The organism is Deltaproteobacteria bacterium, assembly GCA_016875395.1.
In the GTDB taxonomy this organism is placed as follows: domain Bacteria; phylum Myxococcota_A; class UBA9160; order UBA9160; family UBA6930; genus VGRF01.
Genome location: VGRF01000038.1, coordinates 19,147 through 31,822, shown reverse-complemented (window position 1 = coordinate 31,822; position 12,676 = coordinate 19,147). Strand labels below are relative to the sequence as shown.

The 12,676-nt window shown below is 69.3% G+C and carries 14 protein-coding genes; 7 read left to right on the top strand and 7 right to left on the bottom strand.

The features are described 5' to 3' along the window. Positions 1-231: 231 nt before the first annotated feature. Positions 232-684: a hypothetical protein gene (locus FJ091_20250; protein MBM4385686.1), complete on the bottom strand. Its 453-nt coding sequence runs from the start codon at positions 682-684 to the stop codon at positions 232-234. Between the two features lie 108 nt (positions 685-792). Between FJ091_20250 and FJ091_20245 the strand changes: the two genes are divergently transcribed. Beyond that, positions 793-1,560, top strand: coding sequence for an SDR family oxidoreductase (locus tag FJ091_20245; protein MBM4385685.1), 768 nt, complete (start codon positions 793-795; stop codon positions 1,558-1,560). A 4-nt stretch (positions 1,561-1,564) separates the two neighbouring features. Here the strand turns inward: FJ091_20245 and FJ091_20240 are convergent, their stop codons facing one another. The 3 genes from FJ091_20240 to FJ091_20230 are packed head-to-tail and all read right to left on the bottom strand — an operon-like array spanning position 1,565 to position 3,298. Next, on the bottom strand, positions 1,565-2,041 hold the full coding sequence (locus FJ091_20240; GenBank protein MBM4385684.1) for a hypothetical protein: 477 nt from the start codon (positions 2,039-2,041) through the stop codon (positions 1,565-1,567). Positions 2,042-2,072: 31 nt separating this feature from the next. Next, the gene (locus FJ091_20235) at positions 2,073-2,498 is read right to left on the bottom strand and encodes a glyoxalase (protein ID MBM4385683.1); all 426 of its coding nucleotides are present in this window, start codon (positions 2,496-2,498) and stop codon (positions 2,073-2,075) included. Next, entirely contained in the window at positions 2,498-3,298 is an 801-nt protein-coding gene (locus FJ091_20230; protein MBM4385682.1) for an enoyl-CoA hydratase/isomerase family protein, read from the bottom strand. The genes FJ091_20235 and FJ091_20230 overlap by 1 nt, the downstream gene beginning before the upstream one ends. A gap of 52 nt (positions 3,299-3,350) precedes the next feature. Here FJ091_20230 and FJ091_20225 point away from each other — a divergent pair, with 52 nt between their 5' ends. Further along, on the top strand, positions 3,351-4,049 hold the full coding sequence (locus FJ091_20225) for a methyltransferase domain-containing protein (GenBank protein ID MBM4385681.1): 699 nt from the start codon (positions 3,351-3,353) through the stop codon (positions 4,047-4,049). 11 nt (positions 4,050-4,060) lie between these two features. On the opposite strand, the gene FJ091_20220 is transcribed toward FJ091_20225, so the two are convergent. From FJ091_20220 to FJ091_20210, 3 genes are all read right to left on the bottom strand, one after another. Further along, the gene (locus tag FJ091_20220) at positions 4,061-5,596 is read right to left on the bottom strand and encodes an AMP-binding protein (GenBank protein MBM4385680.1); all 1,536 of its coding nucleotides are present in this window, start codon (positions 5,594-5,596) and stop codon (positions 4,061-4,063) included. A 96-nt stretch (positions 5,597-5,692) separates the two neighbouring features. Beyond that, complete coding sequence (locus tag FJ091_20215; GenBank protein MBM4385679.1) at positions 5,693-6,109, bottom strand: nitroreductase family deazaflavin-dependent oxidoreductase; 417 nt, start codon at positions 6,107-6,109, stop codon at positions 5,693-5,695. A 105-nt stretch (positions 6,110-6,214) separates the two neighbouring features. Beyond that, positions 6,215-6,976 carry a glucose 1-dehydrogenase gene (locus FJ091_20210; protein MBM4385678.1) on the bottom strand — a complete coding sequence of 254 codons (762 nt, stop codon included), beginning with the start codon at positions 6,974-6,976 and terminating at the stop codon, positions 6,215-6,217. A 294-nt stretch (positions 6,977-7,270) separates the two neighbouring features. Here FJ091_20210 and FJ091_20205 point away from each other — a divergent pair, with 294 nt between their 5' ends. The 5 genes from FJ091_20205 (at position 7,271) to FJ091_20185 (ending at position 12,442) form a co-directional block, all read left to right on the top strand. Then, positions 7,271-8,071, top strand: coding sequence for an enoyl-CoA hydratase/isomerase family protein (locus tag FJ091_20205; GenBank protein MBM4385677.1), 801 nt, complete (start codon positions 7,271-7,273; stop codon positions 8,069-8,071). A 90-nt stretch (positions 8,072-8,161) separates the two neighbouring features. Further along, a complete protein-coding gene (locus FJ091_20200; GenBank protein MBM4385676.1) occupies positions 8,162-9,814 on the top strand; it encodes a long-chain fatty acid--CoA ligase in 1,653 nt (550 codons plus the stop codon). A 100-nt stretch (positions 9,815-9,914) separates the two neighbouring features. Beyond that, positions 9,915-10,340 carry a polyribonucleotide nucleotidyltransferase gene (locus tag FJ091_20195; protein MBM4385675.1) on the top strand — a complete coding sequence of 142 codons (426 nt, stop codon included), beginning with the start codon at positions 9,915-9,917 and terminating at the stop codon, positions 10,338-10,340. Positions 10,341-10,380: 40 nt separating this feature from the next. Then, positions 10,381-11,580 (top strand): cytochrome P450, encoded by a 1,200-nt coding sequence (locus FJ091_20190; GenBank protein MBM4385674.1) that lies wholly within the window; start codon positions 10,381-10,383, stop codon positions 11,578-11,580. Between the two features lie 100 nt (positions 11,581-11,680). Continuing rightward, entirely contained in the window at positions 11,681-12,442 is a 762-nt protein-coding gene (locus FJ091_20185) for an SDR family oxidoreductase (protein ID MBM4385673.1), read from the top strand. Positions 12,443-12,676: the final 234 nt, after the last annotated feature.

Genomic DNA, 12,676 nt, shown 5'->3' with positions numbered 1-12,676 from the left:
CACAGCTCGTCGGGAATCCGCCAGCCCCGGTGAGCCTTCCCTCGTGCAGACACTTCACCCCCGGTCGCCAGTCGGAGGGTCACGGCTTGTCAATCATTAACACCCTGGGCGGTTTTCGGATAGGCTCTTAGCGAAGGGGCGCGCTCTCAGCGGAACGCGCGCGCATGGCGTCGTCGAGTGTGGCGGTTCGCGACGCACTCGGGCATTCCGCGCCGCGGGCGCGCCTGGCCGCTACTCGGTTGCATTCGGAGCGGAAGCCTCGGGGGCCGGGTCGTTCGGCGTCGCCTCCTCCAGCAACTGCCAGCGATACAGCGTGCCGGCGCCCGACGCGAAGCCCACCCACTTCTTCGAGTCGAGCTCGTAGAGCTGCACGTTCATGTCGCAGCGGCGCTGCAGCTCCTCGCTCGCGTAGCTAACGAACTCGGCGCAGTAGTGGACCACCCAGCGATTCGCGCCGGGTGAGAAATGCGAGCCCGCGACGTCGACCTTGCGCAGCTCGCGAATCGTGTGCGAAGCAGCATCGGGGCCGAACTGCAGCCCCGGCAGCAGCATCTCGATCGCGCGCTGCGCGTAGCCCTCGGGCGGCCCGCTCTTCACGCTCACGGCGACCTCCGCTCGCGCACACCCGAGCAGCGCCAGAAGCGCTGCGGCGCCTAATGACTGCCTCCACGATCGCGCCGCCATCTCCCCTCCTCGCATTCGCGCAGCCTACGCGGGCGTTCGTGCGGGAGGCAAGCGCGGTTCGCGCAGCGGGTCGTCCGGGGTACCGTGCCGCGCTCACCGGGAGGCTCCATGCGCGACGCGAATCAGATCTTCGACTTATCAGGCAAGGTGGCGCTCGTGACCGGCGGCAGCCGCGGCATGGGCAAGGAGATGATCCTCGCCTTCGCGAGAGCGGGCGCCGACGTGGTGATCGCGAGCCGCAAGCTCGATTCGTGCGAGGAGCTCGCCGAGCAGGTGCGCAAGGACACGGGCCGCCGCGCGCTCCCCGTCGCGTGCAACGTCAGCGACTGGACGCAGAACGAGAAGCTCGCCGAGACCGCGCTCGCGCACTACGGCCGCGTCGACGTGCTCGTGAACAACGCGGGCATGTCGCCGCTCTACAAGCACGTCGCGGACGTGACCGAAGCGCTCTGGGACAAGGTGATCGGCGTGAACATGAAGGGCCCGTTCCGCCTGACGAGCGTGCTCGGCAAGCACATGTTCGAGCGCGGCTCGGGCTCGATCATCTTCGTCTCGAGCACCGGCTCGCTGCACCCGACCGGCGGGATCATTCCCTACGCCGGCTCGAAGGCGGCCGTGAACGCGATGACCGTCGGCTTCGCGCACCACTTCGGGCCCAAGGTCCGGGTGAACTGCATCATCCCCGGCCCGTTCCTCACCGACATCTCGAAGGCCTGGGACATACCCGCGTTCGAGGCGCGCGCGAAGCAGAACATCTTCCTGCAGCGCGGCGGGCAGGCGGAGGAGATCGTGGGCGCCGCGCTCTACTTCGCGAGCGACGCCTCGAGCTTCACGACCGGCGCGCACCTCGAAGTGGCGGGCGGCGGGATCGGGTGAGCTGTTAGGGAGCGGGCGGAGCGACGAGCTTCAGCTCGCGCTCGATGTAAGCGACGAAGTCCGCGGTGTAGAACGCGCGCCGCCGTTGCCAGTACGCGCGCACACCCTCGGTCTGGAACTGCGCCCGCAGGATCGCCGCGAATCGGTCCTGGTTCGCTTGCGGCAGGAACCCGAGCCGATACTGGAGGAACACGTTCTCCGTGAGTCCGAGGTTCGTGTCGAGCACGAGATCGAAGCGGCGCGACTGCGGCGGCGTGAGCGTGCTCGGGGCGAAGCGGCCCGCGTGATAGAGCTCGGCAAGCTCGGCGTCGGCGGAGAGCTGCGCAGTGAACGAGAGCCACTCCGTCGCGGCGCCGTGATACGCGTTGGCGCGCACGGTCTGCGTGTTCTGTCGAATCTGCACCGCGAGGTAGGCGAGCGAGATGAGCACCGCGATCGCGCTGACGAACTGGCCGATGTTCGCGAGGGTTTCCCAGTTCATCACCACGACTCCTGCGCGCCCTGCTCGCGATTCACGCGGGCGGGTGCATCCACGGCGTGAAGCTGAGGCCGATCAGCAGGCCTTCGGGACCGAGCAGGCGCGCGAGCACCTGGCCCCACGGCTCGATGCGCTGGCCGTGGATCAGCGCGTAGCCGCGCGCTTCGAGCTCGCGCGCGGCGTCCCCGACGGCCTCGGGGCTGCGCACTTCGAGCTCGATCGTTGCCTGCGGGATCGGCACGGTGACGGGCCACTCGCGCACGCCGAAGCACGACTGCGCCGCGTCGGCGAGCGCCCACACGCCGAAGTGCTTCACGCCGCCGAAGCCGTCCATCGCGACGTAGTCGGAGTTCTGCGCGTTCGTGAGCAGCGGGAGCCCGAGCGTGTCGCGGTAGAAACGCTGCCCCGCGGCGGGGTCGCGCGCGATCGGCGAGACGCCCGAGACGAACAGGATCTCCATCAACGCCCCTCGAACTTCGGCGCGCGCTTCTGCATGAACGACGAGATGCCCTCCGCGAAGTCCTTCGAGCGGAACAGCAGGATCGTCTGCAGCAGCACGTGATGCGTGTGCGACTCGAAATCCTGGCTGAGGCCGTGGCGGAACAGGCGCTTCATCGACTTGATCGCGAGTGGTGCGTTGTTCGCGATCTTCTGCGCCCACTCCTGCGCGCGAGCTGTCAGGTCCGCGGCGGGCACGATCGCGTTGACGAGGCCGAGCTCGAGCGAGCGCTCGGGTGAGAGGTCGTCGCCGAGGAACGAGAGCTCGCACGCCTTCGCCCAGCCGACCAGGCGCGGCAAGTACCACGTGCCGCCGCTCTCCGGCACGACGCCGCGCTTCGCGAAGCCCGGCATCAGCTTCGCGGTGTCGGCGATCAGGCGCATGTCGCAGCCGAGCGCGAGGTCGAGGCCGTAGCCGGCGGCGGGGCCGTTGATCGCGCAGATCACCGGCGTGTCGATGCGGTGCAGCGTGACGGTGGGGATCTCGCGCGAGCTGATGTGCGCCGCGCCGCCGCCCGCCGAGAGCGTGCCGCTGCCGCCGATGCCCGTGCCTGCGGCGGCGTCCTTGAGATCGAGGCCGCTGCAGAAGCCGCGTCCCGCGCCGGTCAGCACGATCACGCGCGTGTCGATGTCGTCGTCGCACTCCTTCAGCGCGTCGCCGAGCAGCGACAGCATCTTCGTGCTGATCGCGTTCATGCGATCGGGCCGGTTCAGCGTGAGCGTCGCGACGTGGTCTTTCCTCTCGACGAACAACTCGGACATGGGGGACTCCTCGTGAGTCGTGGCGACGGGCGCGTCGACTAGATTCGGCAGCATGCCCAAGTTCGCGTCGTTCGACACGCGCGGTTACCCGACCGTTTCGCCGCGCGACGGATACGAGCGGTGGGCGCCGACCTACGAGGCCACCATCAAGCCGGACATGGACACGTGGCTGCTCGATCAGCTGACTTCGGTCCGCTGGTCGGAGATGAAGCGCGCTGCCGATCTCGGCTGCGGCACGGGCCGGACTGGGGAGTGGCTGGTACGGCGAGGAGTGAAGTCGGTCGACGGGGTCGACCTCACGCCCGCGATGCTCGAGCACGCGGAGCGCCGAGGGGTTTTCGCGAGCCTGCGGGTCGCCGAAGCGAGTGCGACGGGATTGCCCGGCGCTGCCTACGACCTCGTTACGACCGTCCTCGTGGACGAGCATCTGGACGAGCTCGATTCCCTGTACCGCGAGTCCGCGCGTCTCACGCGCGCCCACGGCGTGCATGTCGTTGTCGGCTTCCATCCGTTCTTCATGATGAAGACGGGGATGCCCACGCACTTCGAGGAGCTGCCGGGCTCGCCGGTCGCGATCGCGACCCACGTGCACTTGTTCTCCGACCACGTCCGAGGCGCGCTTGCAGCCGGCTGGTCGCTCGCAGAGATGCGCGAGCAGGTGGTCGACGAGCGCTGGATCGCGCAGAAGCCGAGCTGGGCCTCGCAACGCGATGTCCCGATCAGCTTCGCGTTCGTCTGGCGCAGACCCTGAGCGCCTACGCCTCAAGCACTCGCATTCTTCCAGTACGGATCGCGCAGCTTCTTCTTGTTGATCTTGCCCGCCGCCGTGCGACCGAGGTCCGGCACGAACTCGATGCGCTTCGGGCACTTGTAGTGCGAGAGGCGCTCGCGGCACCACGCGACCAACTCCTGGCTCGTCACGGTGCTGCCGGGCTGCTTGATCGCGAGGCCGATCATCTCCTCGCCCATCTCTGCGTGGGGGATGCCGATGCACGCGACGTCGACGACGTCGGGGTGGTTGATGAGGACTTGCTCCGCTTCGGCGGGGTAGAGGTTCGCGCCGCCGGAGACGACCATGTCGGAGAAGCGGTCGGTGATGAAGACGAAGCCTTCCTCGTTCACGTAGCCGACTTCGCCGAGCGTGAAGACGCCGGGCCGCAGGTGCGCGGACTTCGACTTCTCAGGGTCGTTCGGATAGACGATGCCGCGGCCCGTCGCGTCGACGAAGTAGAGCCGGCCCTCGGTGTTCGGCGGCAGCTCCTTGCCGTCCTCGTCCACGATCAGCGGGCTGAATGGCGGAACGGTCTTGCCGACCGAGCCGGGGAAGCGCAACCAGTCTTGGCTGGTGATCGTGCAGGTCGTGCCGACTTCGGTCGCGCCGTAGGCGTCGACGAAGATCGGACCCCACCACTCGATCATCTTGCGCTTCACGTCGACCGGGCACTTCGCGCCGGTGTGCGTCGCGAGCTTGAAGCTTGTTAGGTCGTACTTCGCCTTCACCGCCTCGGGCAGCTGCAGCAGGCGCACGAAGTGCGTCGGCACCATCACGCTCGAGACGCACTTGTACTCGTGGATGGAGCGCAGCACGGCCTCGGCGTCGAAGCGGCCGAGGATCACGAGCGCGGTGCCGCCCGCGATCGAGCGCGAGCCCGAGAGCGGGCCGGTGTGATAGAGCGGGCCCACGATCAGGTGCGGACCGCCGATCGCCGCGAACGGCGACAGCGCGAGCTTCTCGATGTGCTCCGCGATCGTCGCGCCCGCCGCGAACATCGTGGGCGGCAGCTCGGTGCCCTTCGGTCGCCCCGTCGTGCCCGACGTGTAGAGCATGTTCGGGCGCGGCGCGTGGTCCTCGCGGCACGCTGCGGGCGACGACGCGGCGAGGAACTTGTCGAAGGGCTCGACGCCGTCGATGCCTTCGCAACGCCAGCCGACGACGCGCGCGACGCCCGCTTTGCGGGCAGCCTCGACTCCCGCGCGCGCGTTCTCGGGCCCGACGAACAGCACCTTCGCCTGCGAGTCCTCGAGGATGTAGGCCGCCTCGTCCGCGGTGAGGTGGAAGTTCACGGGCACGGTGGAGCAGCCCGCGACGAGGCCGCCGATGTGCGCGAGCACGACCTCGACGCCGTTCTCGGAGAACACCGCGATGCGCCGCTTCGGCCCGAGGTCTGCGGCGTGCAGCGCGTTTGCGACGCGGTTCAGCTTGTCGTCGGTCTCGGCCCAAGTGAACGCGCTGCGGCCGTCGCGCAGCGCGATCTCGGTCGGGCGCTCGGCGGCGCGCTTGGCGGAGAAGGAAGGCATCGGGGTCCTCGCGTAAAAGAGCGCCCGACGTTATCGCGAGGACTGCGTCGCGTGCGGTGACGAGAGCCGCCGCCCCGCGCGCCGGCGCGGCAGCGCTCAGCGCGGGTCGAGGCGCAGGAAGGCGCGCGGCGGGAAGCCGGTCAGCAGCCGAACCGCGAAGGGCAGCCGGTACGCCAGCGCGACGCGTTCGCGCTCGTCTCCCACCACGGCGACGGCGCGATGTGGCGACGAGCTTCCGGTGCGAATTACGGCCAGGTCGGGGTTTGCGAGCGCGCGGGCGTACCACGCGCGCGGCCAGTGGTTCGCTGCCACGCACAACCGGTCGTCGATGACGACGCCCGCCACGACCGTCGCCCGGGACGCACCCCCGGCGTCGCGCGTTTCGAGCACGAGCCACTCCTCGCCGGGAGCGAGGCCGCGGGCGGCATGGCGTGAACCGAGAAGCGCGACCGCGGACTCTGCCAGCATCACGATGCCGACGTAACCGACCAGTAAGGCGAGGCTCCACTTCAAGGGTCTCATGGCGGCTCCCCGTCGCTCAGGCATGCCCATTCCTACGAATGGGGAGCCGCAAGCTTGCAGGGCGGCGGCATCGGTCGGAGACGCCGCCGCGCTCCCTCAGGTCGCCGTCAGCCCCGCATCCACCGCGATCTCCGCGCCGTTGATGTGCTTCGCCTCGTCGCTCGCGAGGAAGAGCGCGAGGTTCGCGATGTCCTCGGGTTGGCCGCCGGGACCGCCTTGCATCTTGCCCAGCACCGCGACGGTGCTCGGCCCGGCGCCGGCGATCGCGCCGGGCAGGTTCTGCACCATCGGCGTGTCCATGCCGCCGGGGTGGATCGAGTTGCAGCGGATCGGGTAGGCGAGCGCGAGGCAGTGCGCGGCCACGGTCTTGGTCAGCAAGCGCACCGCGCCCTTGCTCGCGCTGTACGCGGCGAACGGCGGCGTGCCCACGAGCCCCGCGGTCGACGAGAGATTCACGATCGAGCCGCCGCCTGCGGCGTTCATCGCCGGGATCGCGTGCTTGCAGCCGAGGAACACGCCCTCGACGTTGACCGCGAGCACGCGGCGCAGCTCCTCCACCGTGGTGTCCTCGATGCTGCGCACCACCACGATGCCGGCGTTGTTCACGAGCACGTGCAGTCCGCCGAACGCGCGCACGGTCTCGGCGATGGCGCGCTGCCAGTCGACCTCGCTCGCGACGTCGAGCCGCAGCGCGAGCGCGCTGCCGCCGAGCTCGCCCGCGACCTGTTTTGCGCCGGCGTCGTTCACGTCGGCGACGACCACCTTTGCGCCCTCGCGCGCCAGCGCGTGCGCGGTCGCCCTGCCGAGCCCCGAAGCGCCGCCCGTCACGAGGGCGACCTTGCCGGATACGCGTCCCATCTCTGTGTGCCTCCGCCAAAGGGGGCGCACGCTAGCCGGGCGCGAGTCGAGCTGCGTCGCGCGAGAGGTCGACTCCGCGCCCCGCGAATCAGGGACGTTCCGCAAGAAAGTAAAGCGCGAGTTTCTTTACTTACTTGCGGAACGTCCCCGAGCGGCCGCCCCCGACCGGCGGGGCCCGACGGATCACTCGGGCTTGCCCCTCTCGTTCCGCCGAGCCCGAGGCAGCTCTCGCGGACCCGCGGCGGCCTCGCTCATACTCGTAGGTCTTCCCTCTTCCTAGACGGAGCCCACGCGATGCCATTCTCCCTCATCACCTCCGAGCGCCGCGGGGCGGTGCAGCTCGTCACGCTGAATCGCCCCGAGCGCATGAACGCGTGGACGCCGGCGATGGCGGGCGAGCTGGCGGACGCCTTCGACGCCGCGAACGCCGACTCGCAGATCGGCGCGATCGTGATGACCGGCGCGGGCCGGGGCTTCTGCGCCGGCGCGGACATGGAGGACACGTTCCAGAAGCGCATCTCCGGCAGCGACCCCGGCGCCGACACGCAGGGCGGGCAGGGCGGCATGCCGCGCGGGCTCGACTGGGTCGCGCATTGCCGCGCCTCGAAGCCCCTCGTTGCCGCCGTGAACGGCGCCTGCGTCGGCATCGGCCTCACGCAGATCCTGCCCTTCGACGTGATCTTCGCCTCCGACAAGGCGCGCTTCGGCATGGGCTTCATCAAGGTCGGCCTCGTGCCCGAGCTCGCGAGCACGCACCTGCTCGCGCAGCGCATCGGCCTCGGTCGCGCGAGCGAGCTGTGCCTCTCGGGCCGCCTCGTGAACGCGGACGAAGCCGCCGCGATCGGGCTCGTCGAGCGCGTGGTGCCGCACGACGCGCTGCTCGCGAAGTCGCTCGAGCTCGCGGAGATGATCGCCGCGAACCCGACGCCGCAGCTCGCGATGACGAAGCGCCTGCTCGCGCAGAACGCCGCCGACGGCGACCTCGCGCGCGTGCAGCAGCGCGAGAGCGAGCTGCTGCGCCAGTGCTGGACGACGCCCGAGCACAAGGAAGCGGTGGCGGCGTTCATCGAGAAACGGCCCGCGCGCTTCCGGTAGAAGTGCACGTACGTCCCCTGTGCGCGCTTTGGTGCACGTACGTCCCAGGTGCGCGTCTTGCGATCCCCGAATGAACTGGAGACTCCGCCCATGACGATGCAACGCACTCCGCTTCTGCTTTCGCGTCTGATGGATCGCGGCGCGCGCATTGCGCCGAACGAGCAGGTCGTGACGAAGCTGCCCGACGGCCTGCACCGGCAGACGCTCGCGCAGACGCGCGCGCGCGCGGCGCAGCTGGCGAACGCGCTGGCCGCCGACGGCGTGAGGTTCGGCGATCGCGTCGGCAGCTTGTTGTGGAACAACCACCGCCACGTGGAGATGTATCAGGCGGTGCCGAGTATGGGCTGCGTGCTGCACACGCTGAACCTGCGCCTCGCGGCGGGCGAGCTGAACTACATCGTCAACCACGCCGAGGACGTGGTGATCGTCGTCGACCAGAGCCACCTCGGACTGCTCGAGTCGCTCGCGGGCAAGATGCCCTCTGTCAGGCGCGTGATCGTCGCGAGCGAGCCCGGAGCAGGTGCGTGGAAGACGTCACTCCCCGGCGCGGTCGACTACGAGGAGTTCATTCGCGGGCACTCGAATCAGATCGAGTGGCCCGAGTTCGACGAGAACGCGGGCGCCGCGCTCTGTTACACGAGTGGCACGACGGGCGATCCGAAGGGCGTGCTCTACACGCACCGCTCGACGTACCTGCACACGATGGCGCAGCTGATGACCGACTCGATGGGGCTCTCGGCGCAGGACTGCCTGCTGCAGATCGTGCCGATGTTCCACGCGATGGGGTGGGGCGCGCCGTTCAGCGTGATGACGCTGGGCGCGAAGAGCGTGATGCCGCATCGCTTCATGGACGCGAAGAGCCTCGTCGAGTTGATGAGTGGCGAGGAAGTCACGATCTCGCTCGGCGTGCCCACGATCTGGCAAGTGGTAAAGGGCTTCCTCGAGCAGAACCCCGGCTACGACCTCGGCTCGCTCTCGCGCATGACCTGCGGCGGCTCCGCGCCGCCGATCTCGCTGATCGAGTGGTACGCCAAGAAGTACGGCGTGGAGATGATTCAGGGCTGGGGCATGACCGAGACGAACCCGCTCGTGACGCTCTCGCGCCGCATCGCGAAGCGCGCGCAGCGCAAGTCGCTCCCCGAGGAGCAGATGTCGAATCAGGCGAAGGCCGGGCAGGTCGTGCCGGGGATCGATCTCTCGATCATCGACGAGAACGGCCGGCATCTCCCGCACGACGGCAAGTCGATCGGAGAGGTGATCGTGCGCGGGCCGTGGATCTGCGCCGAGTACTACAACAACCCGCAGCCGGCGAAGTTCCACGACGGATGGCTCCGGACCGGCGACGTCGCGATGATCGATCCCGAGGAATACCTGATCATTACGGACCGCACGAAGGACTTGATCAAGTCCGGCGGCGAGTGGATCAGCTCGGTCGATCTCGAGAACCACATCTGCGCGCTCGCGGGCGTCGCGCAGGCCGCGGTCGTGGCCGTGCCGCATCCGAAGTGGGACGAGCGCCCCGTCGCGATCGTGGTGCGCGCGCCCGGCAGCGCGGTGACGCAGCAGCAAGTGCTCGCGCACTGCGAGGGCCGCTTCGCGAAGTGGCAGCTGCCCGACGAGGTGCTGTTCCGCGACGCGATTCCGCTCACGAGCACGGGCAAGATCGACAAGAAGGTGATTCGCGCGCACCTCGCGTCGGAGCACTACGTGCTGCCCGATCAGCGCAGTGCAGCGAAAGCGTGACGGCGCGCACGCCCCGGGTCGAGGTTCGCCGCTAAGTCGCCCCTCCGCTTCGCCGATGAGCGCCGAGTCTGGCGCCACGCGGCGCGAAGGGAGACTCGACATGCGGCAAACCACTCGCATCACGGCAGCGGTGCTGCTGCTCGCGCTCGGCACACAGCTTGCGTGCGGCACGATCCTCTACCCCGAGCGTCGCGGTCAGCGCGGCGGCCGTATCGACCCGGCCGTCGCGATCATGGACGGCATCGGCGTGCTGCTGTTCGTGATTCCTGGCCTCGCTGCGTTCGCCGTCGACTTCGCGACCGGCGCCATCTACCTGCCCGGCGGCAGGCGCGCCGAGGTCGAGACGATTCGGTTCGAAGGCGACGACCTGCGCGACGCGATCGAGGCCGTTGAACGGCACGAAGGAATCGAGCTGCGCTCGCATCTCCACGAGCTGCGCGTGCAGCCGCTCGAGAACGCAGAGGCAGCGCGCGAGCGCATCGCAGAGCTCGGTGGCTCGTTCACGGGCACGCTCGCAGCGCGCTGACGCAGCGGGATAACCTGCGCCGCTCTCGCGGGAGCGGCTCATGCCCAATCACCCCACGAACCCGAACGTTCGCCTACACGACCGCTTCTTCTACCTCGATCCGCATCCGCACTTCCGCTGGCTGCGCGAGAACGCGCCGGTGTACTGGGACGCGACCGCCGACGGCGGGCTCTGGGGCGTGGCTTGTTACGACGACGTGATGGCCGTCTCGCGCGATCACGAGACGTTCTGCTCGGGCAAGAGCTCGCGGCCGGAGCGCGACTCGTGGATCCCGTCGATGATCAACCTCGACGACCCGCTCCACAAACGCCGCCGCAACCTCGTGAACCGCGGCTTCACGCCGAAGCGCGTCGAGGCGCACGAGCCGATGCTGCGCGCGCTCACGAACGAGCTGCTCGACAAGGTCGAGCCCGCGGGCCGCTGCGACTTCGTGCTCGACGTCGCGCGCTGGATCCCGATGGTCGTGATCGGCGACATGCTCGGGGTGGCGCCCGAGGATCGCGAGCAGCTGTTGGTGTGGAGCGACGAGATGCTCGGCGGCGGAGAGTCGCAGAAGATCGCCGACGACGAGCAGCGCCGGCTGCGCCAGCGCGAAGTCGTGAACGGCTACTTCGCCTACGCCGCCGCGTCGCTCGCCGAGCGCCGCGTGCGCCCGCGCGACGACCTGATGAGCATCCTCGCGCACGCCGAGGTCGAGGGAGATCGCCTCACGGACGAGGAGATCCTCCAGGAGAGCCTGCTGATCCTGATCGGCGGCGACGAGACGACGCGCCACGTGATGACGGGCGGGCTGTTCGAGTTGTTACGGCGTCCCGCGCAGCAGAAGCTGCTCGCCGAGAACGCCGCGCTGATCCCGAGTGCGGTGGAGGAGATGCTGCGCTGGGTGAGCCCCATCCAGAACATGAACCGAACCGCCACGCGCGACACCGAGCTGCGCGGCCAGAAGATCCGAGCGGGCGATCGCCTGCTGCTGCTCTACCCCTCCGCGAACCGCGACGCCGCTGCCTTCGAGCGCGCAGACGAGCTCGACGTGACGCGCTACCCCAATCGCCACGTCGCGTTTGGCGGCTTCGGCACGCACCACTGCCTCGGTGCGAGCCTCGCGCGCCTCGAGCTGCGCGTCCTCCTCGAAGAGCTGTTGCGGCGCTTCCCGAACATCGCGCTCGACGAGGGCGAGCTGCACGTGCGGCCGAGCAACTTCATCGTCGGGCTCGAGTCGATGCCCGTGCGATTGCGCTGACGCGCCTGCCGGCCAGAGCGAGCGAACATTTCGGCCGGGCCAAAATGATCGGGGCGATTCCGCCCCTTCGCTGAACGGCCCGATGAGAGAGGTGGAGAACGTGGACCTGAGACTCGACGGGAAGGCGGCACTGATCACGGGCGGCTCGCGTGGCATCGGCCTCGGCATCGCGAAGGCGTTCGCGGCGTCGGGCGCGCGCGTGATGATCACGGGGCGCAAAGCCGAGGCGCTCGAAGCCGCATGCAAGGAGATCGGTCACGACGCGCGCTGGGTCGCCGGCCACGTCGGCGACGCCGCCTCGCGCGACGCGCAGATCGATGCCGCGATGCAGGCGTTCGGCAAGGTCGACGTGCTCGTGAACAACGCCGCGACGAACCCGTACGCCGGGCCAACCATCGACGCCGACATTCCGCGCTGGGAGAAGACGCTCGCGACCAACCTCACCGCGCCGTTCGCGTGGACGCAGGCCGTGTGGAACAAGTCGATGAAGCAGAGCGCCGGCGGCTGCAGCGTGATCAACATCGTCTCCGTCGGCGCCTTCCACACCAGCGGCGCCCTCGGCGTCTACGGCGTGACGAAGGCGGCGCTCGTTTATCTCACCGAGCAGCTCGCCGCCGAGCTCGCGCCGAAGGTGCGCGTCAACGCGCTCGCGCCGGGGCTGATCAAGACCGACTTCGCGCGCGTGCTCTGGGACAAGGGGCGCGGGGAGCAGGTGGCGCAGTCGTATCCGATGAAGCGATTAGGGGAGCCCGAGGACGTCGCGGCCGCGGCGACGTATCTCGCGAGCGACGCGTCGAGCTGGGTGACGGGGCAGACGTTGATCCTCGATGGCGGCGGGATCGTGGACTTCAAGCGCGGGTAGGGGTTAGGCGCGCGTCGAAGACTCGCGCGCTGGTGCTTGATGCGTGGCCCGCTCGTTCGGGTTGGCGCAGCCGGCGCGGGCCTCCGCGGGGGCTCGGCTGCGCTCGGCCGCGCGGGCGCGTCAGGCGAAGCCGTGCGCTGAGCGTGCTGTTCGGCGCGGCAGCCGAGCGTGAGCGCGCCTCGCGCCTGGGCACTCGCTCCGCGACCCCCGCTGCGGCCCGCACCGGCTGCTCTT

Coding starts and splice junctions, on each gene's coding strand:
- FJ091_20250 (MBM4385686.1), bottom strand. CDS start 684: ATGGCGGCGCGATCGTGGAGGCAGTCATTAGGCGCCGCAGCGCTTCTG.
- FJ091_20245 (MBM4385685.1), top strand. CDS start 793: ATGCGCGACGCGAATCAGATCTTCGACTTATCAGGCAAGGTGGCGCTC.
- FJ091_20240 (MBM4385684.1), bottom strand. CDS start 2,041: ATGAACTGGGAAACCCTCGCGAACATCGGCCAGTTCGTCAGCGCGATC.
- FJ091_20235 (MBM4385683.1), bottom strand. CDS start 2,498: ATGGAGATCCTGTTCGTCTCGGGCGTCTCGCCGATCGCGCGCGACCCC.
- FJ091_20230 (MBM4385682.1), bottom strand. CDS start 3,298: ATGTCCGAGTTGTTCGTCGAGAGGAAAGACCACGTCGCGACGCTCACG.
- FJ091_20225 (MBM4385681.1), top strand. CDS start 3,351: ATGCCCAAGTTCGCGTCGTTCGACACGCGCGGTTACCCGACCGTTTCG.
- FJ091_20220 (MBM4385680.1), bottom strand. CDS start 5,596: ATGCCTTCCTTCTCCGCCAAGCGCGCCGCCGAGCGCCCGACCGAGATC.
- FJ091_20210 (MBM4385678.1), bottom strand. CDS start 6,976: ATGGGACGCGTATCCGGCAAGGTCGCCCTCGTGACGGGCGGCGCTTCG.
- FJ091_20205 (MBM4385677.1), top strand. CDS start 7,271: ATGCCATTCTCCCTCATCACCTCCGAGCGCCGCGGGGCGGTGCAGCTC.
- FJ091_20200 (MBM4385676.1), top strand. CDS start 8,162: ATGACGATGCAACGCACTCCGCTTCTGCTTTCGCGTCTGATGGATCGC.
- FJ091_20195 (MBM4385675.1), top strand. CDS start 9,915: ATGCGGCAAACCACTCGCATCACGGCAGCGGTGCTGCTGCTCGCGCTC.
- FJ091_20190 (MBM4385674.1), top strand. CDS start 10,381: ATGCCCAATCACCCCACGAACCCGAACGTTCGCCTACACGACCGCTTC.